Genomic DNA, 19234 nt, shown 5'->3' with positions numbered 1-19234 from the left:
GCTCGCGCGAAGATCCGAGAGCCGATGATCATCGTCGTCGGGATCGGCGCCGACGGTATGGCCGGGCTCGCACAGGCATCACGCGCCGAATTACTCAACGCCACAGTCATTTACGGTTCGCGGCGCCAACTGGATCTGCTCGACGACAGCCTCAGCGCCCAGCGGCGCGCGTGGCCGACGCCGATGCTGCCCGCGCTGCGCACACTGCTGGAGGGGTCGGACGGCGACGTGCATGTCGTGGCCAGTGGCGATCCGCTGTGCCACGGCGTCGGCAGCTCCCTGATCCGGCTGTACGGCGCGCAGCACGTCGTCGTGCTGCCTCACGTGTCGTCGGTGACGCTGGCATGTTCGCGGGTCGGCTGGGCCGTGCAGGACACCGAGATCATCAGCCTCGTGACGAACGAACCGCATACCGCCGTGCGGCGGGGTGGGCAGGCGGTCGTGATGTCGCGCGACGCCACCAGCCCGGCAGCGTTGGCTCTCATGCTCACCGACACCGGCCGCGGCGATTCGGAGATCACGGTGCTCGAGCAGCTCGGCGGGCCGGCAGAGCGGCGTCGTTCGGCCACCGCGCACGAGTGGGCCGCCCGGCCGCCCGGCGATGTGGACGATCTGAACGTGATCGCCGTGCGGTACCTGCCAGACGAGCGCCGGTTCGCGATCCTGCCCGACGAGGCGTTCGCCCACGACGGGCAGATCACCAAACAGCCGGTGCGCGCGCTCACGCTCGCCGCCCTGGCGCCGCGACCGGGCGAGCTGCTGTGGGACGTCGGGGCCGGCTCAGGCAGCATCGCGATCGAGTGGTGCCGCAGCGGGCCCGGATGCCATGCCGTGGCGTTCGAGCGTGACGAAGGGCGGCGCAAGCGCATCACGCAGAACGCGGTCGCCTTCGGTGCGCGGGTCGAGGTGCACTTCGGCGCTCCCGAGGCGTTCGAATTCGTCCCGGCGCCCGACGCCATCTTCGTCGGCGGCGGGCTGACCCGGCCGGGCCTGCTCGAGGCGTGCTACGACAAGCTCAGCGTGGGCGGACGCTTGGTTGCCAATACGGTGACTGTCGAGTCGGAAGCTCTTGTTGCTCAGTGGTATTCACGATATGGCGGTGCGCTTTGCCGTTTTGATTATCAACGGGGCGAGCCGCTGGGCGGCTTCACGGGTTGGCGGCCCGCGATGCCCGTGACGCAGTGGTCGGTGACGAAGCGATGACGGTCTACTTCATCGGCGCCGGGCCGGGCGCGGCCGACCTGATCACCGTGCGCGGCCATCGACTCCTGCGTCGGTGCCCGGTCTGCCTGTACGCCGGCTCGATCATGCCGGAGGACCTGCTCGCGTTGTGCCCGTCCGGCGCACGGGTTATCGACACCGGCCCATTGACATTGGACGCGATCATCACCGAGATCGCCGATGCGCATTCCGGAGGTCACGATGTTGCGCGGCTGCATTCGGGGGACCCGTCGATCTACAGCGCGGTTGCCGAGCAGTGCCGTCGCCTCGACGTTCTCGGCATCGACTACGAAATGGTGCCCGGAGTACCGGCTTTCGCCGCGGCCGCAGCGGTATTGGGCCGCGAGCTCACCGCCCCGGGGGTGGCACAGACCGTCACCCTGACCCGAGTGGCGACGCTCTCGACCGCGATGCCGCCCGGCGAGGACCTCGCGACGCTGTCGGCCACTGGCGGCACGTTGGTGCTGCACCTCGCCGCCGCGCAGATCGACACGATCGTTCCGCAACTGCTCAGTGGCGGGTGCCGGCCCGAAACGCCCTGTGCCGTGGTGGCGTTCGCGACGTGGCCGCAACAACAGGTGCTCCGGTGTGTGCTCGCCGATCTGGCTGAACAGATGCACGCTGCCGACATCACCCGCACTGCGGTCATCTTCGTCGGCGACGTGCTCGCTGCCGAGGGCTTCATGGACAGCTATCTCTATTCCGCGGGGCGAACCCGTTCCGAACGGCACTGATGCGGATCCTGTTGCTGGGGGGCACCGCGGAGGCACGCGCGCTCGCCGCACAGTTGCATCCGGATGTCGAGGCCATCAGTTCGTTGGCAGGCCGGGTGCCCGATCCTGCGCTGCCGGTGGGTCAGGTTCGGATCGGCGGGTTCGGCGGGGCCGACGGACTGCGGGACTGGTTGCGCGAAGCGGTCGTCGACGCGGTCGTCGACGCCACCCACCCGTTCGCGGCGACGATCACGGCGAACGCGGCCATGGTGTGCCGCGAGCTCGACGTGCCTTATCTGGCGCTGGTCCGGCCCGCCTGGCCACCCGGCGACGCCCTCGTAGTTGCCTCTGACACGGAGGCCGCGAATACCGTTGCCGAGAAGCGATTCTCACGGGTATTTCTGACGACAGGACGCTCCGGAGCCGCGGCGTTCAAGGATGCCGACGCCTGGTTCTTGATCCGTGCGGTGGCGGAACCCGAACCGCACGACCTACCCCTGCGGCACGAGATCCTGTTGTCGCGTGGCCCGTACCACTACGACTACGAGCTGGCCATTCTGCGTGAACACCGCATCGACGCGCTGGTGACGAAGAACAGCGGGGGAGCGATGACCCGCCCCAAGCTCGACGCCGCGGCCGCACTGGGTATTCCGGTGATCATGGTCGACCGACCACCGTTGCCCGAGGGTGTCCAGACCGTGGCCACGGTCGACGATGCTGCGTTGTGGGTCAGGTCTGCTGGTAGGAGTTGATCAGTTCGAGCGTGTCCAGTTCACGGATCGCCTGGCAGCCACGGCTGAGCATGGCCAGCATCATGTCGTCACCGCGGTCAGTGGTCGACGCGAACGCGGTGCCGAGCGCGACCAGCAGCGGCACCTGAACGGCGCCGAGGCGGTAATCCTGCCAGCAGGTATCGGCGTCATAATCCGTGATGCCGTAACCCAACAGCGCTTGGTGATAGCGCCTGACCAGGTCGCGTTCGACCGCTGAGCGCAAATCCGGTTCGAGGCTGGTCCCGGTGAAGTAGGCGAGGTCGCGCCCGGGCAGACCGATTCCCACCGTCTGCCAATCGACGACGGTGATGCGCGTGCGGTCAGGGTCGAACAACATGTTGTCGAGCCGGTAGTCGCCGTGCATCAGCGCGAACCGCTTCGGCTCGGCCTTCAGCCACGGGGTCACCGATGCCATTGAGGCGATCAGGGTCTCTTGATCCGCACCGCTGATGCGCTCGCCAAGCCTGTCGATCACGATGTCGGCGGCCATCTTCGAGATGTCGCCGAGGCCCTTGGCGGCGTCGTCGTCACCGGGTTTCGGCATGGCGATGGCGGCCAGATCCATCCACTGCGCGTCACACCAGCTGGGGCCGTGCAGACCCGCCAGCGCTTCCACCGCCAGCGCGGCCTCCTTTTCGGTGCACCCGGCGATCTGGTCACCCTGTACCGCCGGCGCCATATCGCCCAGCAGCAGCACGACATCGGCGCCGTCGGCGGAGATGTCGCTGTGGAAGCTCTGCGGGACGGGGATGCGCATGCTGGGGGCGATCTGCGAGTAGAACTCGACTTCCGAGCGGTAGCCGAGCGCGACGCGTTCGCGGACCGCGTCATCTTGGGCCGACAGCTTGACCGCGAACGAATCAGGCAGCCCGGCCTGCGGAGTCCCATACGTCGCGGACACCCGATACGTCGCACCGGTCTGGCCGGTACCGATCGCGGTGACCTCGACCTCGCGCACGTCGGCGTCCAGCACCGAACCGAGCCATGCCGCCGTTACATCTTCGGGTCCGTGTGGAATGCCCATGGTCGTCCGATCCTAGGTGGGGTAACGCCGGGGCGTGAACACGGTGTCCCCGGTGTCGCTCGAATACCACTGGGTTTGTGACGATCCGACGATCAGCAGGGTGCGCATGTCGACATCGGCCGGATCGAGGTCGGCCAACCGCACCACCTTCACGTGCTCGGCCGGACCCGAGACGTCCCGGCCGATCACCACGGGCGTGCCGGGGTCGCGATGTTCGAGCAGCAGGTCCCGCATCGCCCCGACCTGCCAGGTTCTCCCCTTGGAAGCGGGGTTGTAGATGGCCAGCACCAGGTCCGCCGTCGCGGCGGCGGACAATCGCGCCGCGATCACCTCCCACGGCTTGAGCCGGTCGGACAGCGAGACGACGGCGTAGTCGTGGCCCAACGGTGCGCCGACCCGGCTGGCAACCGCCTGCGCGGCGGTCATCGCCGGAATGACGCGTACCGCCACCCCCGGCCACTGCTTGGCCTCCTCGAGCACCGCCGTCGCCATCGCGAAAACCCCCGGGTCACCGGAAGACACCACGGCGACGGCGCGACCCTGCTCTGCCAGCGTGCACGCCAAGCGCGCGCGGGCGGGCTCGTCGGTGTTGTCGCTGGGATGGCGCTGCTGACCATCACGGGTGCAGACACGGTCGAGGTAGGGGCCGTAGCCGATGAGGTCGGTGGCCGACGCCAGCTCACGGCGGCTCTGCGGTGTCATCCAGTCGGTGTCGCCGGGGCCCAATCCGACCACGGCGACGCTGCCGTCCTCCGCCTTGCGCCGCGGTGTTCCAGGCAGCATCGCCAACGAGAAGTACGGCACCGATGTCTCGTCGACGTCGGCGGCGGCCAGCACCCGCTGCGCCTGGGTGCTCGCGCGCTCCACGTAGAAGGTCTCGCCGAGACGGCCGGACGCCGAAAGCGCTTCGCGCACAGCGGGATAGGAGCGTCCGAGCTTGAGGACCACCGCGGCGTCGGTGTCGGCCAGCCTGCGCTTGAGTTCGTCGGCCGGGAGGGTCCCAGGAAGTATCGTCAACACCTCGTCGCCCTGGACGAGCGGAGTGCCGGTTGCCGCCGATGCGGCACTCACCGATGTGACGCCGGGAACGATCACCGCGTCGAACCGTTCGGTGAGCCGGGTGTGCATGTGCATGTATGAGCTGTAGAACAGCGGATCGCCCTCCGCCAGCAGGGCGACGTCGCGGCCCGCGTCGAGATGAACGGCGATCCGGTCGGCGGATTCGCGGTAGAAGTCCTCCATCGCGCCGGTGTAGCCACCGGGGTGGTCGGTGGTCTCGACGGTGAGCGGATAGATCAGGTGTTCCTCGATCTGGCCCGTGCGCAGATACGGCTCGGCGATGCCGCGCGCGATGCTCTTACCGTGCCGCGCGCTGTGGTACGCCACGACATCGGCTGCTCCGATGACCCGGGCCGCCTTGACCGTCACCAGCTCCGGATCACCCGGTCCAAGGCCGACGCCCCAGAGCGTTCCCCTCTTCGCTGTCATTCGCGTTCTTGCGCAATCGAGTTCACGGCTGCAGCGGCTATCGCGCTCCCGCCGCGTCGGCCCGTAACCACCAGATACGACATTCCGCGGGGCCGCTCGATCAACTCCTGCTTGGACTGCGCGGAGCCGACGAACCCCACCGGCCCGCCCAGCACCGCGGCGGGGGCGGGTGCACCTTCGTCGACGAGTTCCAGCAACCGGAACAGCGCGGTCGGCGCATTGCCGATGGCGACCACCGCGCCGGCGAGCCGGTCGGCCCACAACTGCACCCCAGCCGCTGATCGCGTGGTGCCGAGTCGGTCGGCCAACGCGGGCGCCCGCTCGTCGGCTACGAGTGAAACGACCTCGTTGGCCGCGGGCAACCGAGACTTGGTGATCCCCGCGGCCACCATCGACGAATCGCACAGCACCGGGGCACCGGCGACGAGCGCGGCGTGGGTCTTCGCGACCACGTCTTCGCTGTAGGCGACGTGGTCGGCGACGTCGACCTGCCCGCAGGTGTGGATCAGCCGGACCACGACGCGCGCGACGTCATCGGGAAACCGCGACAGGTCCGCTTCGGCGCGGATCGTCGCGAACGACTGCCGGTATATCTCGGCGGCGTCGCGGATGTAGTCGAGCACCCGCTCACCCTACGGGTGGGTGTTTCGCGGCCGATATCCGTCTTCGCTCGCGACCAGCACGTCACCGGCCGGGGGACTACCGCATGCGCGCTCGCAGCCGACGAAGTGCCGACGACCGGCTGCGGGCGCCTCGCCGGAGCCGCTGGGCCGGCGACATTCCGCCACTGCCGCCGCGGCGTCGGACCGGACGTCGGCCAGGGAGTGTTCACAGCCCGGGCTACCGGTGCACGCGCTGATCGACAGCCAGGGTGAATTCTCGTCGAAGACCAGACCCATCGGCGCCAGCACCCGCAGCGCGACATCGGCGACCTCTTCTTCGAGGTCGAAGACGAGCACGGAACGCCACGGCGTCATGACCATCGGCGCGTTGATCGCCGCGAGGTATTCGGCGACGCGGGCGTCCAGCACGCCAAGCGGAACCGCGGCGCCCAGGGCCACCCGGCCGTCGTTCTGTTCGATCCAGCCCACCGGCGGCCTGCTCACCGGTGGCCACGTCGCACCCGGCTGCGTTGTCACCGCGAAGCCCGCCAGCAGTTGTTCGGTGTCGCCGAGCTCGCCGATGCGCCAGCATGTTCCGCGGCTATCAGCGAACCGGCCCGCCACTGTCACCAGCGATCCCACCGCGTCCGGTATCGACAGCCGTACGCCGGTATCCCGGCCCGCCAGCAGTAGCGCCGCCGAATCGTCGCCGACCAGGTGGATCCCGGCGTCGGGCGCCAGTCCGCTGACATCGCCCCGCCCGTCGTCGAGGCCGAACAGAAACCTGCCCGGTAGCCCGGCCAGCGCGGGCCGCGCCTGGATCGCGTGGTCCAGTTCGGTGACCAGTCCGCGAACGTCGGCGGCCGAGCCCACCCGGCCCGACAGCGGCGAGGCGACGATGTTGCGCACGCGCTCGTGCGAGTCCGAAGGCAGCAGGCCCGTGGACGCCAGTGCGTCAGCGACCGCAGCAGTGTCGGTCACCGCGCGGATCTGGATGTTGCCGCGCGACGTCAGTTCCATTGCAGGAGAGGCCCACCGAGTCGCCGCGAGTGCCACGGCCTCGAGTTGCTGCGCGGAGATCATCCCGCCAGGAAGACGCACGCGGGCCAGTGCCCCGTCGGCGGCCTGATGCACCTGCAGCGCACCTGGGCAGGCGTCCTGGTCGCGGATCCTGGCCATCAGTTCACGGTACGCCGGAGTTGCCGCCGGAGTTGCCGCCGGATTAACACCGATCGAGGTGGTCGGCTACGCATGTGCTTTCTGCTCGACGAGCAGCAGCTGCTGTTCAGCACTGCGGCGGCAGTGGCACTGCCACGCGTGAAGCCCGGCTGTAACAAGTTGTCGAAACCGTCAATCGCTCGCGCCGGCCGGGCGTACTGTGCGGCCAGTCGCACTAGGGGGTCCCGGTGACGCAGACGCGCAAGCTGAACGTGGCGATCGTCGGTGCCGGCATGTCCGGCATCTGTATGGCGGTAAAACTGCAGGACGCAGACATCGACGACTTCGTGATCTACGAGTCCGCCGACGATGTCGGCGGGACCTGGCGCGACAACACCTATCCGGGGTTGAGTTGCGATGTTCCGTCACGCTTCTACTCGTACTCGTTCCGGCCCAACCCCCATTGGTCGCGGTTCATGTCGCCGGGTTCGGAGATCCATCGTTACTTTCGACAGGTCGCCGACGAGCGCGGCGTCACACCGCATATCAGATTCGGTGCCGAAGTCACCTCCGCACGATTCGAGGACGGGCGTTGGTGGGTGGGCACGTCAGAGGGCGAAGAAGCCTTCGATGTCTTGATCACGGCGACCGGCGTGCTTCGGGTTCCCCGCTACCCGGAGATCGATGGGCTCGACACATTCGCCGGGCCGACGTTCCACTCAGCCCGCTGGGATCATTCGATTTCGTTGCACAACAAGCAGATCGGATTGATAGGCACAGGTTCTACGGGTGTACAGATCACCGCTGAACTCGGCGGGAAGGTCCGCGGACTGACGATCTTCCAGCGCTCACCCCAGTGGGTTTATCCAACGCCCAACCTTCGCTACCGGGCGTTGACCAAGGCGGCGCTCGCGCGCTGGCCGGTCCTCAACAACCTGGGATATCGCTTCTGGCAGACCTATATCGAGAACACGCTGGGTCGTGCGGCTGTCGAGGCGGGGCTGAACAGGCGGCTGATGGCTCTGTTGTGCCGGCTCAATCTGCGACTGTCGGTACGCGACCCCGCGATGCGCCGCAAGCTCACTCCCAACTATCACGCGATGTGCAAGCGGCTTATCCTGGCCGGCCATTACTACCGGTCCATCCAGAAGCCGGGTGTGCATCTCGTCACCGAGGCGATCGACCACGTCGAACCGCGAGGTGTCGTGACATCCGACGGCGTGCTCCATGAACTCGACCTGTTGGTGTTGGCCACGGGGTTCGACGCCCGCGCCTACGTGCGCCCGATGGGCATCGTCAACGACAACGGTGTGACGCTCGACGACGTCTGGGAGGACGGTCCGCACGCTTACCGTTCGATCGCGGTTCCGGGTTTCCCGAACCTGTTCATGCTCATGGGTCCGCACTCGCCGATCGGCAATCAGTCACTGGTCCTCATCGCCGAGAACCAGGCCGATTACGCGATGTGGTGGATCAACAAGATCCGCAACGGCGACATCATCGCTGCGTCGCCCACCGATACGGCAACCAAGGATTACAATGAGCAGATGAAATCTGCTCTGCGGCAGACGATTTGGATGACCGGATGCAAGAGCTGGTACCTGGGCAAGGACGGTTTGCCCGAGCTCTTCCCGTGGCGGCCGGCTCGCCACCGCGAGCTTCTGGCCACTCCGGACATCTCTCATTTCGACGTTCGAACTGCCTGAATGTGACGACCGACACACTATTGGTTCCAGTGATCCGTGCCACACAAGTTGCTCACTTCTGGTGCGTGTCGTCGTACGTTCCAGGTAACTACACGCGTGTGTAGTAAGCGATGTCAGAAAGGAACGACGATGTTCGAATTCATCGTTTTCGGCGCTGTGTTGGTCGTCCTTATCGGTGCCCTCGGGCTGCTGCCGTATTCACAGAGCACCTATGACCGCTGGAACCGGCGCTAGCCCTGCCCCGGCCGGTAGGTCCCGAAGCACCACACGTTGCCGTGCGGGTCGCGTGCGGCGAACTCGCGTGAGCCGTAATCCTGGTCGGTCAACCCCATGACGATCTCAGCTCCACCCGCGGCCGCCCGGTCGTGCAACCCATCGGGGTCGTCGACCACCACATAGAGCACGACCGGCCCCGGTAGCGCGAACGGGCTATCCGTGCGGTCCGCGTCGTCGATCATCACCAGCCCATTACCGACCTTCACCTCGGCGTGCATGAGCGGTTGGTCGGACTCCGGAGGAACCACCAATGTCGCGACGGCGCCGAACGTCCGCTCGAGCCAACTGATCCCCGCGCGCGGGTCGGTGAAGGGGACGATCGGCACGGCCCCGTTCGAAGTGAGTGTTTCGGTCATAGCGCCGACGCTAGGCCGACGTGGTCGCCGCGTCTTGGACGGAATTTACGGTCAGCGCCCGCAGTTCGGTCGGAGTGATGTCGGCCAACTCCCGCACCTCGCGGGCCAGGTGGGCCTGATCGAAGTACCCGCACGTGAGCGCTGCCCCGGCCCAGTCGGTGGCCGGGTCGCTCGCGACCAATGCTGCGAGGCGCTCGAACCGAACAATCCGCGAGACAAGCTTCGGCGGCAGTCCGACGGCATCGCGATAACGCGCGATCAGTCGCCGGTGGCTCCAACCGAGTTCGGTGGCCATGTCTGAAATCGTCGCCGCGCCGCCACTTGCGGTGATGCGGCGCAGCGACCACTCCACTCCCGAGTCGACGGGGGCGGTGTCGGTAAGCCTGGCCCGGATCGCGGCGTCCACCAACGCGAATCGCGCAGACCAGTCCGGAGCATCGCCGACGCGCTGCACGAGTTCTCGACCGAACCGGCCGAACACGTCGTCGATGGGCACCGTCCGGTTGGCCAACTCGCTCATCGGCATACCGACCAGCCGGCGGGCGCCCATGGGCGTCAGGTCGACCTGCAGACAACGAGCCGACCCGCCGTGGCCGACCAGGACCGGCCCGTCGGTGATGCCCGCGACGAAAGAGTCGAGCCGGAGCGGTGCGGTCCGTGTGTGCTCACGATGCGCCACGGTCCACCCCGAGTCGAGGTCGATGATGATCGGCACGAATGTGCACGGCAGTTCGCGGAATGTGACGGGGCCGGCAGCTCGCTCCGCGTAGCCCTCATAGCGCAGCACCACGCCGCGCAGCGACGGATGAGGTGTGCCGGCCGTGAACATCGTGCTCACCCTGTTCACGCTAGTCGGCATCCGGTCGAGCGCGTGGGGTAGTAATGACGGGTGACCCAGCCGACTCAATCGCCGATGGTCCTGCTGTTGTCGACCTCCGACACCGACCTGATCACGGCCCGTGCCAGCGGGGCCGGCTATCGATGGGCGAATCCGTCTCGGCTGCTCGACGGCGAACTCGACGAACTCGTGGGTGGTGCCGACATCGTCGTAGTCCGAATTCTTGGCGGCTACCGCGCCTGGCAGGACGGCATCGACGCGCTGGAGGCCGGCGGCGTGCCGACCGTCGTGGTGAGCGGCGAGCAGTCCCCGGACGCCGAGCTGATGGGTCATTCCACGACGCCCGCGGGCGTCGCGCTGCAGTCACACGTCTACCTGGCGCAGGGCGGGGTCGAGAACCTGCGACAGCTGCACGCGTTCCTCTGCGACACATTGTTGATGACCGGCTTCGGCTTCGCGCCTCCGGCGACAACCCCGAACTGGGGTGTCCTCGAGCATGCGTCGGTGAACGACGGGGGGCCGACCGTCGCGGTGCTGTACTACCGTGCGCAGCACCTCGCCGGCAACACCGGCTACGTCGAGGCGCTGTGCCGGGCCATCGAGGTCGCAGGCGGTAGGCCGCTGCCGGTGTTCTGCGCGTCGTTGCGCACCGCGGACACCGAACTGCTGGAGTTGCTCGGCACCGCCGACGCGCTGGTGACGACCGTGCTCGCCGCGGGTGGGTCCACCCCTGCCACCGCGTCCGCGGGAGGAAACGACGACACCTGGAACGTGGCGCATCTGGCCGCCCTCGACATCCCGATTCTTCAGGGTCTGTGCCTGACCAGCTCACGGTCGCAGTGGCAGAGCAACGACGACGGGATGTCGCCCCTGGACGTCGCAACTCAGGTCGCCGTCCCCGAGTTCGACGGCCGCATCATCACGGTCCCGTTCTCGTTCAAGGAGATCGACGACGAGGGGCTGATCTCTTACGTCGCCGATCCGGAGCGCTGCGCGCGCGTCGCAGGACTCGCGGTACGGCACGCGCGGTTGCGCGCCATCGCGGCCCCGCAGAAACGCGTGGCGCTGGTGTTCTCGGCGTATCCCACCAAACACGCCCGCATCGGCAACGCGGTCGGCCTCGACACCCCAGCCAGCGCCATCGCATTGTTGCGCGCGATGCGCGAACACGGTTACCGGATCGATGACATTCCCGGCGTCGACTCCGGCGACGGTGACGCGTTGATCCATGCGCTGATCGAGCGCGGCGGACAGGATGCGGCGTGGCTGACCGACGGCCAGCTCGCGGGCAATCCGATCCGGATACCGGCCAAGGAGTACCGCGACTGGTTCGCGACCCTGCCTGCCGAGCTCACCGACGCGATGGTGCGGCATTGGGGTCCGCCACCCGGCGAATTGTTCGTCGACCGCAGCGCTGACCCCGACGGCGAGATCGTCATCGCCGCGATGCGGGCGGGCAACGTCGTGCTGATGGTTCAGCCGCCACGCGGTTTCGGGGAGAATCCCGTTGCGATCTACCACGACCCCGATCTGCCGCCCAGCCATCACTATCTGGCGGCCTACCGCTGGCTCGACGCCGACTTCGGTGCGGACGCCGTCGTGCACCTTGGCAAGCACGGAAACCTGGAATGGCTGCCGGGCAAGACGCTGGGCATGTCGGCGGCGTGCGGCACTGACGCTGCGCTCGGCAACCTCCCGCTGATCTACCCGTTCCTGGTCAACGATCCAGGGGAGGGCACCCAGGCCAAACGCCGGGCACACGCCACCCTTGTCGACCACCTCATCCCGCCGATGGCCCGGGCCGAAAGCTACGGCGACATCGCACGTCTGGAACAGCTGCTGGACGAGCACGCCAACATCGCCGCACTCGATCCCGGCAAGCTGCCCGCCATCCGGCAGCAGATCTGGACGCTCATGCGTGCGGCCAAGATGGATCACGATCTCGGGCTCGAGGACCGGCCCGACGAGGATTCGTTCGATGACATGCTGCTGCACGTCGACGGCTGGCTGTGCGAGATCAAGGACGTCCAGATCCGCGACGGGCTGCATATTCTGGGCGTAAAGCCCACGGGGGAGGCAGAAATCGACCTGGTGCTCGCGATCCTGCGCGCGCGCCAGCTGTTCGGCGGCGATCAGAGCGTGGCAGGCCTTCGGCAGGCGCTCGGTCTCGCCGAGGACGGTCACGATGAACGCGCCGCGGTGGACACCGCCGAGGCGCAAGCTCGCGAACTCGTTGTGGCCCTGGCGAACTCGGGTTGGGACCCCGCCGCTGTCGACGCCATCACCGATAACGCCGACGTCGCGGCGATTCTGCGATTCGCGGCGACCGAGGTGGTGCCCCGGCTGGCGGGCACGGCCGCTGAGATCCCGCAGATCCTGCGCGCGCTCGATGGCCGCTTCATCCAAGCGGGCCCGTCGGGTTCGCCACTGCGAGGCCTGGTCAACGTGCTGCCCACCGGCCGCAATTTCTACTCCGTCGACCCCAAGGCAGTGCCCTCGAGGCTGGCGTGGGAAACCGGTGTGGCCATGGCGGATTCGCTACTGGCGCGCTACCGCGAGGACCACGGCGACTGGCCACGGTCTGTTGGGTTGTCGGTATGGGGGACGTCGGCCATGCGCACCGCGGGCGACGACATCGCCGAGGTGCTCGCGCTGCTCGGCGTCCGACCGGTCTGGGACGACGCATCGCGACGGGTGGTGAACCTGGAGCCCATCGAGCTGACCGAACTCGGCCGCCCACGCATCGACGTCACCGTGCGAATCTCCGGCTTCTTCCGCGACGCCTTCCCGCACGTGGTCACGATGCTCGACGACGCGGTACAAGTCGTCGCGGGCCTGGACGAGTCATCCGAGGACAACTACGTCCGCGCTCATGCGCAGGCCGACCTCGCTGAGCACGGCGATCAGAGACGTTCCACCACAAGAATTTTCGGCTCCAAACCGGGTACCTACGGCGCCGGGCTCCTGCAGCTGATCGACAGCCGCAACTGGCGCGACGATGCCGACCTCGCAGAGGTCTACACCGCGTGGGGCGGTTTCGCCTATGGCCGCGGCCTGGACGGCAGGCCGGCGGCCGACGACATGAACCAGAACTACCGTCGCATTGCGGTCGCGGCCAAGAACACCGACACCCGCGAGCACGACATCGCCGACTCCGACGATTATTTCCAGTACCACGGCGGCATGATCGCGACGGTGCGGGCGTTGACCGGCAAGGCGCCCGCCGCCTACATCGGTGACAACACCCGGCCCGACGCGGTGCGCACCCGCACGCTGTCGGAGGAGACCGCACGCGTGTTCCGCGCCCGGGTGGTCAACCCCCGGTGGATCAACGCGATGCGCAGGCACGGCTACAAGGGTGCTTTTGAGATGGCGGCCACCGTCGACTATCTGTTCGGGTACGACGCGACCGCGGGGGTGATGGCCGACTGGATGTACGAGCGACTGTCGGCGGAATACGTACTCGACGACGACAACCGCAAATTCATGGCGGAGTCGAACCCGTGGGCTCTGCACGGCATGGCCGAGCGACTGCTGGAGGCGGCCGGCCGCGGCATGTGGGCGCAGCCGGATCAGGCAACACTCGACGGTCTGCGGCAGGTGCTGCTGGAGACCGAAGGCGAGTTGGAGGGCTGACGGCTAGGTTTGGAGTGTGCCTGCGACCTTTGCCGACATCGCGAAGTCGGAATACATCCTGCTGACCACGTTCACCAAGGACGGCCGACCCAAGCCGACCGCGGTCTGGGCGCCCCCGGACGGCGATCGCCTACTCGTCATCACTCAAGAGAAGTCGTGGAAGGTCAAGCGCATCCGGAACACCCCGCGGGTGACGATCGCGAAATGCGACCGAAGCGGCAACCCGCAGGGTGAGGCGATCGAGGCAGTCGCGGCGATCCTGGACAAATCGGCCAATGCCGCCACCTACGACTTGATCGGAAAGCGCTACGGCCTGCTGGGCAAGACGTTCAACCTCTTCTCCAAGCTGCGCGGCGGCATGAAGAACAACGTGACCATCGAGGTGAGAGCGGTTTAACGACTCGGCAGCGGGTATCCCTTACTTGCATCGTTTGCGCATCGAAAGAAGAATCAGGACCCATGACAGACACCTTTGACGACGTGGCACGGTCCAAATATCTGCTGCTCACCACCTTCACCAAGGATGGCAGGCCGAAGCCGACCACCGTATGGGGTGTGAAGGACGGCGACCGGTTGCTGATCTCCACCGACGACGGGTCATGGAAGACCAAGCGCATCAACAACACGCCGCGGGTGACGATTCAGCGGTCGGGTGCGCTCGGCAAGCCCAAGGGCGAACCGGTTGAGGCGGTGGCTCGCAACCTGCCCAAGTCGGAAAACCGTCGGGTCTTCGACATGGTCACCAAGAAGTACTGGTGGCACGCGTGGTGGTGGATCCCGCAGGCGATCGTCCGCGGCGGCATCGACAAGGTCCACAGCGCGATCGAGGTCAAGGCGGCTTAACGGCGTTCCGCCAATTCTGCGGAAGGGAACCCCGGAACCGAAGCCGCCATCCCGTACGTTCCCTTTACATGGCGATGCGGCTGTTTCTCCTTTACACGGTCATCGAGCTGGCGGTCATCGTGGCGCTGGTATCGACGATCGGCTTCGGCTGGACGGTGTTACTGCTGCTCGGCACCTTCGTGGTCGGCATCGCGTTGGCCGGGTCACAGGTCAAGCGGCACTTCCGGCGCCTACGCTCCGGCATCAATCCGGCGTCGGTGCAGGGCGCCGCGGCGGACGGATTGCTCGTCGCGCTGGGCACCGTCCTCGTCGTCATCCCGGGACTGGCCAGCTCCGCCATCGGCGCCCTGCTCCTGCTGCCGCCGACCCGCGCGGCCGCGCGACCGCTGGTGGCGGCCATCGCCGCTCGCCGCATGCCGCTGATCACCGTCGCGGGAGCTACCGGCTACACCGCATATACCGGCTCAAATGCGGCCCGCGGCGATTACATTGACGGCGAGGTCATCGATGTCACCGACATCGAACCTTTGCCCGTGGAGCGCAAACCCGACTAAGTGACGACCCTTCTTCTCAACGGCCGGGTGCACAGCCCGGCAATGCCCGACGCGTCCGCGATGGCGGTGCGCGACGGTGTCGTGGCCTGGTTGGGCAGCGACGACGTGGGCCGCGCCCAGTATCCCGACGCCCATATCGTCGACCTCGACGGCGCTTTCGTCGCACCGGCCTTCGTCGACAGTCACGTCCACCTCACAGCGACCGGGCTGACCCTGACCGGATTGGACCTGCGGCAGGCGACCTCGCTGCGGCATTGCATGCAGCTGCTCGGCGACTACGCCCGCGCCCATCCCGACGGCGCAATATGGGGACACGGCTGGGACGAATCCGGCTGGCCCGAACGGACGCCGCCGGGCACCGCCGACGTCGACGAGGCCGTCGGGAGCAGGGCCGCGTATCTGTCCCGGGTCGACGTCCACTCGGCGGCAGCCTCGACCGCGCTGCGCCGGTTGGCTCCCGGCCTGGCCGAGGCGCACGGCTTCTCCGCCGAACAACCGCTGAGCGGCGATGCGCATCACCTGGCGCGGGCCGCCGCGCGCGAGGGGCTCAACGCCGAACAACGGCTCAACGCCCAGCGGACAGCCTTGAATACCGCCGCCGCCCTCGGCATCGTCGCGGTGCACGAGTGCGCGGGACCCGAGATCGGCGGGCTGTCCGATTGGGATGAGGTACGTGGCATCGAGCACGGCGTGGAGGTCGTCGGCTACTGGGGCCAAGCGGTGTGCAGCGCCGCCGAAGCGCGAGAACTGATCGCCCGCACCAGAGCACGTGGGCTGGCCGGCGACCTGTTTGTCGACGGTGCGATTGGCTCCCGCACCGCGTGGCTGCACCGGTCCTACGACGACGCCGCGGACTGCTGCGGCAACGCGTACCTCGATACCGATGCAATCGCGGCCCACCTGGGGGCCTGTACCGAGGCGGGTATCACCGCAGGTTTCCACGTGATCGGCGACGCGGCCGTCGGCGCCGTCGTCGACGCGTTCGAGCGCGTAGTCGAGGAGTTCGGCGCGCCCGCGGTCGCCCGATGCGGACATCGCCTCGAGCACCTCGAAATGGTGACAGGGGAGCAGGCACACCGTCTCGGCGCGTGGGGCGTGCTTGCCAGCATGCAGCCCAACTTCGATGCATTGTGGGGCGGCGACGACGGCATGTATGCCCGACGCCTCGGCACCGACAGAGCCGGATTGTTGAATCCGTTCGCGCTGCTAGCATCCCAAGGCGTGCCTCTCGCTTTCGGCTCCGACAGCCCCGTCACCAGCATGAATCCCTGGGCGACGGTGCGTGCGGCGACCCAGCATCAGACCGAGGGCAGCGCGCTGTCCGCGCGCGCGGCGTTTGGCGCAGCCACCCGCGGAGCCTGGCGCGCAGCCGGCGTGCGCGACGGTGTCACCGGCACCCTGGTTCCCGGGGCGCAGGCGAGCTATGCCGTCTGGGAGGCCGACGAACTGGAAGTGAGTGCACCGGCCGACGCGGTGCAGCGCTGGTCGACGGATGCGCGCTCGCGGGTGCCTGCGCTGCCACGCCTCGACGACGCCTTGCCCCTCTGTCGCCAGACGGTGCACCGGGGTGTCACCATCCATGGCTGACGACGTGCGTCCCCCCGTGCTCGACGACGACGCCGACGACATCGCCGACGAGGCAGTCGCTGACCTCGGCAGTCAGTCGCGGGCACAGCGATTCGGCCGTGCCGTAATCGACCGTCTGCCGCAGTTGAGCGTCCTCATCGTCGCCGGTATTGCGCTGTGCCTGAGCTTCCCGCCGTTCGGCTGGTGGTACATGGCATTCATCGCATTCGCACTCCTGTCCTGGGCGCTCACGCGGGAAACAACCACTGTCGCAGGCGGATTCGGGTACGGATTCATTTTCGGATTGGCGTTCTACCTCCCGCTGCTGCCCTGGATCAGCGGATTTGTCGGACCGATTCCGTGGATCGCCCTCTGCGTGCTGCAGGCGCTCTTCCCCGCCGTGTTCGGCGCAATGGCGGTCGCGGTCCGGCGCCTGCCGGGGTGGCCGCTCTGGTTCGCCGGGCTGTGGGCGGTGCAGGAGTGGCTCAAGTCGACGGTGCCGTTCGGGGGATTCCCGTGGGGTGTCGTGGCCTACAGCCAAACCGACGGGCCGATGTTGTCGATCGTGCAGGTGGGTGGAGCACCACTGCTTTCGTTCGCCGTCGTGCTGATCGGATTCAGTCTGGCCGCAATCACTTTGGAGATCGTGAAGTGGTGGCGCACCGGCGCCACCAGGACCGCGGGGCCGCCGGCAGTCGTAGTACCCGGTGCGTGCATCACCGTCGTCCTATTACTCACCGCGCTCACGTGGCCTCAAGTCCGGCACTCGGGCGTTGGCGCCGACGACGAACAGCCGATCACCGTGGCCGCCGTGCAGGGCAACGTGCCAAGGCTCGGACTCGAGTTCAACGCGCAGCGCCGCGCGGTCCTGGACAACCACGTCCGCGAAACGATGCGGCTCGCCGAGGACGTGCGCGCGGGCCGGGCGCCGCAGCCGATGTTCGTCGTCTGGCCGGAGAACTCCTCGGACATCGATCCGCTCGCCAATCCCGACGCGAACGCCGAAATCTCGTCGGCGGCGGAAGCGATCAATGCGCCGATTCTGGTCGGAAGTGTGGTTGCGGCACCGGGCCACAGCCGCGACAACCCGGTCTCGAACAATTCGGTGATCGTGTGGAACCCCGAGACGGGTCCTGCCGATCGTCACGACAAGCAGATCGTGCAGCCGTTCGGCGAGTACCTGCCGTGGCGCAGTTTCTTCCGCCTCCTTTCGCCGTACGCCGACCGCGCCGGCTACTTCATCCCGGGCAGCGGTAACGGGATGGTGCATGCCGCTGGCGTGCCCGTCGGGGTTGCCACCTGCTGGGAGGTGATCTTCGACCGTGCCACCCGCGAGTCGGTGCGAAACGGTGCGCAGATACTGGCCGTCCCGACCAACAACGCCACGTTCGACGAGGCAATGAGCGCCCAACAGCTCGCCTTCGCCCGGTTGCGGGCCGTCGAACACGACCGGTACGTGGTCGTCGCGGGAACCACCGGTATCAGCGCGGTCATCGCCCCGGACGGACGTGAGCTTGCCCGCACCGAGTTCTTCGAACCCGCCTACCTGGACACTCAGGTGCGCTTGAAATCCCAGCTCACAGCCGCGACGCGATGGGCACCGCTGGTCGAGGGTGTGCTGGTCGCCATCGGCATTGGCGCTCTGATCGCCGCGATACTGCACAATGGGAGTTTCGTTCGTCGGCTACGAACGACGAAAGATAGAGGAGCTAAATGACGACTGGCCCGGGCTCCGGGGATCGCCCAAGTCAGCGCACGCTGGTCATCATCCCCACCTACAACGAGCGGGAAAATCTGCCGTTGATCGTCGGACGTGTGCAGACCGCATGTCCGGATGTCCACATCCTGATCGTCGACGACGGCAGCCCGGACGGCACCGGCGAGTTGGCAGACGAACTGGCCTTCGCCGACCCGGATCGCGTGCATGTGATGCACCGCGCCGCCAAGGCGGGCCTCGGGGCGGCATACCTGGCCGGGTTCGAGTGGGGCTTGGGGCGCGAGTACGGGGTCCTGGTCGAGATGGATGCCGACGGAAGCCATCCGCCCGAACAGCTGCACCGCCTGCTCGACAGCATCGACAACGGTGCGGATCTGGTGATCGGTTCGCGCTACGTCAAGGGCGGGGAGACGAAGAACTGGCCGCGACGGCGTCAGGCGTTGTCCCGTACGGCCAATGGCTATGCCAGGGTGGTGCTCGGCGTCGACATCCACGACATCACCGCCGGATACCGTGCGTATCGGCGTGAGGTGCTGGAAAAGATCGACTTGTCCGCCGTGGACTCGAAGGGCTACTGCTTCCAGATCGACCTGACCTGGCGCACCATCAACAACGGGTTCGTCGTCGTCGAGGTGCCGATCACCTTCACCGAGCGCGAGTTCGGCCAATCCAAGATGAGCGGGTCCAACATCCGCGAAGCACTTTTCAAGGTCGCGGAGTGGGGTTTTCGCGGGCGTCTCGATCGCGCCCGCGGCGTCGGCGT

At 67.4% G+C, this 19234-nt stretch carries 16 protein-coding genes and 1 pseudogene; 11 read left to right on the top strand and 6 right to left on the bottom strand.

Going from position 1 to position 19234, the window contains the following annotated elements; all coding sequences use genetic code 11:
* The first annotated feature begins 24 nt into the window (after window positions 1-24).
* From cbiE to CSQ99_RS02260, 3 genes are read left to right on the top strand one after another with little or no spacing between them, the layout of a single operon-like run.
* Complete coding sequence (gene cbiE, locus CSQ99_RS02270; protein ID WP_099037604.1) at window positions 25-1203, top strand: precorrin-6y C5,15-methyltransferase (decarboxylating) subunit CbiE; 1179 nt, start codon at window positions 25-27, stop codon at window positions 1201-1203.
* Entirely contained in the window at window positions 1200-1955 is a 756-nt protein-coding gene (gene cobM / locus CSQ99_RS02265) for a precorrin-4 C(11)-methyltransferase (protein ID WP_099037603.1), read from the top strand. The genes cbiE and cobM overlap by 4 nt, the downstream gene beginning before the upstream one ends.
* Complete coding sequence (locus CSQ99_RS02260) at window positions 1955-2686, top strand: cobalt-precorrin-6A reductase (protein ID WP_099037424.1); 732 nt, start codon at window positions 1955-1957, stop codon at window positions 2684-2686. Before cobM ends, CSQ99_RS02260 begins: the two co-directional genes overlap by 1 nt.
* Here the strand turns inward: CSQ99_RS02260 and CSQ99_RS02255 are convergent.
* Genes CSQ99_RS02255 through cobG form a run of 4 tightly spaced genes read right to left on the bottom strand, consistent with a single transcriptional unit; the run spans window position 2664 to window position 7000 of the window.
* Entirely contained in the window at window positions 2664-3731 is a 1068-nt protein-coding gene (locus CSQ99_RS02255) for a phosphotransferase family protein (protein ID WP_099037423.1), read from the bottom strand. The two genes, CSQ99_RS02260 and CSQ99_RS02255, sit on opposite strands and share 23 nt — an antisense overlap.
* A 12-nt stretch (window positions 3732-3743) precedes the next feature.
* Window positions 3744-5219, bottom strand: coding sequence for a precorrin-2 C(20)-methyltransferase (locus CSQ99_RS02250; RefSeq protein WP_099037422.1), 1476 nt, complete (start codon window positions 5217-5219; stop codon window positions 3744-3746).
* A complete protein-coding gene (locus CSQ99_RS02245) occupies window positions 5216-5842 on the bottom strand; it encodes a precorrin-8X methylmutase (protein WP_099037421.1) in 627 nt (208 codons plus the stop codon). The genes CSQ99_RS02250 and CSQ99_RS02245 overlap by 4 nt, the downstream gene beginning before the upstream one ends.
* Window positions 5843-5851: 9 nt before the next feature.
* Window positions 5852-7000 carry a precorrin-3B synthase gene (cobG, locus tag CSQ99_RS02240; protein WP_099037420.1) on the bottom strand — a complete coding sequence of 383 codons (1149 nt, stop codon included), beginning with the start codon at window positions 6998-7000 and terminating at the stop codon, window positions 5852-5854.
* 227 nt (window positions 7001-7227) lie between these two features.
* Between cobG and CSQ99_RS02235 the strand changes: the two genes are divergently transcribed.
* Complete coding sequence (locus tag CSQ99_RS02235; RefSeq protein WP_099037419.1) at window positions 7228-8685, top strand: flavin-containing monooxygenase; 1458 nt, start codon at window positions 7228-7230, stop codon at window positions 8683-8685.
* Between the two features lie 230 nt (window positions 8686-8915).
* Here CSQ99_RS02235 and CSQ99_RS02230 read toward each other — a convergent pair whose 3' ends face one another.
* Window positions 8916-9317: a VOC family protein gene (locus CSQ99_RS02230; RefSeq protein WP_099037418.1), complete on the bottom strand. Its 402-nt coding sequence runs from the start codon at window positions 9315-9317 to the stop codon at window positions 8916-8918.
* A gap of 10 nt (window positions 9318-9327) precedes the next feature.
* Window positions 9328-10146: a helix-turn-helix domain-containing protein gene (locus CSQ99_RS02225; RefSeq protein ID WP_245908645.1), complete on the bottom strand. Its 819-nt coding sequence runs from the start codon at window positions 10144-10146 to the stop codon at window positions 9328-9330.
* Between the two features lie 84 nt (window positions 10147-10230).
* Here CSQ99_RS02225 and cobN point away from each other — a divergent pair, with 84 nt between their 5' ends.
* From cobN to CSQ99_RS02190, 7 genes and pseudogenes are all read left to right on the top strand, one after another.
* The gene (gene cobN, locus CSQ99_RS02220; protein WP_099037416.1) at window positions 10231-13791 is read left to right on the top strand and encodes a cobaltochelatase subunit CobN; all 3561 of its coding nucleotides are present in this window, start codon (window positions 10231-10233) and stop codon (window positions 13789-13791) included.
* Between the two features lie 16 nt (window positions 13792-13807).
* Window positions 13808-14188: a PPOX class F420-dependent oxidoreductase gene (locus tag CSQ99_RS02215; RefSeq protein WP_099037415.1), complete on the top strand. Its 381-nt coding sequence runs from the start codon at window positions 13808-13810 to the stop codon at window positions 14186-14188.
* 62 nt (window positions 14189-14250) lie between these two features.
* Window positions 14251-14634, top strand: a complete 384-nt coding sequence (locus CSQ99_RS02210) for a PPOX class F420-dependent oxidoreductase (protein ID WP_099037414.1) — start codon at window positions 14251-14253, stop codon at window positions 14632-14634.
* 68 nt (window positions 14635-14702) lie between these two features.
* Window positions 14703-15188 (top strand): FxsA family protein, encoded by a 486-nt coding sequence (locus tag CSQ99_RS02205; RefSeq protein ID WP_099037413.1) that lies wholly within the window; start codon window positions 14703-14705, stop codon window positions 15186-15188.
* Entirely contained in the window at window positions 15189-16775 is a 1587-nt protein-coding gene (locus tag CSQ99_RS02200; protein WP_099037412.1) for an amidohydrolase, read from the top strand.
* Window positions 16768-18471 carry an apolipoprotein N-acyltransferase gene (gene lnt, locus CSQ99_RS02195; protein WP_425437755.1) on the top strand — a complete coding sequence of 568 codons (1704 nt, stop codon included), beginning with the start codon at window positions 16768-16770 and terminating at the stop codon, window positions 18469-18471. Before CSQ99_RS02200 ends, lnt begins: the two co-directional genes overlap by 8 nt.
* Window positions 18468-19220, top strand: a pseudogene (locus CSQ99_RS02190) (polyprenol monophosphomannose synthase); the annotation flags it as partial. The gene lnt and the pseudogene CSQ99_RS02190, both read left to right, overlap by 4 nt.
* Window positions 19221-19234 lie beyond the last annotated feature (14 nt).

This window comes from Mycobacterium neglectum, from assembly GCF_002591975.1.
Lineage (GTDB): Bacteria > Actinomycetota > Actinomycetes > Mycobacteriales > Mycobacteriaceae > Mycobacterium > Mycobacterium neglectum.
This window is presented reverse-complemented; position numbering and strand designations above follow the sequence as displayed.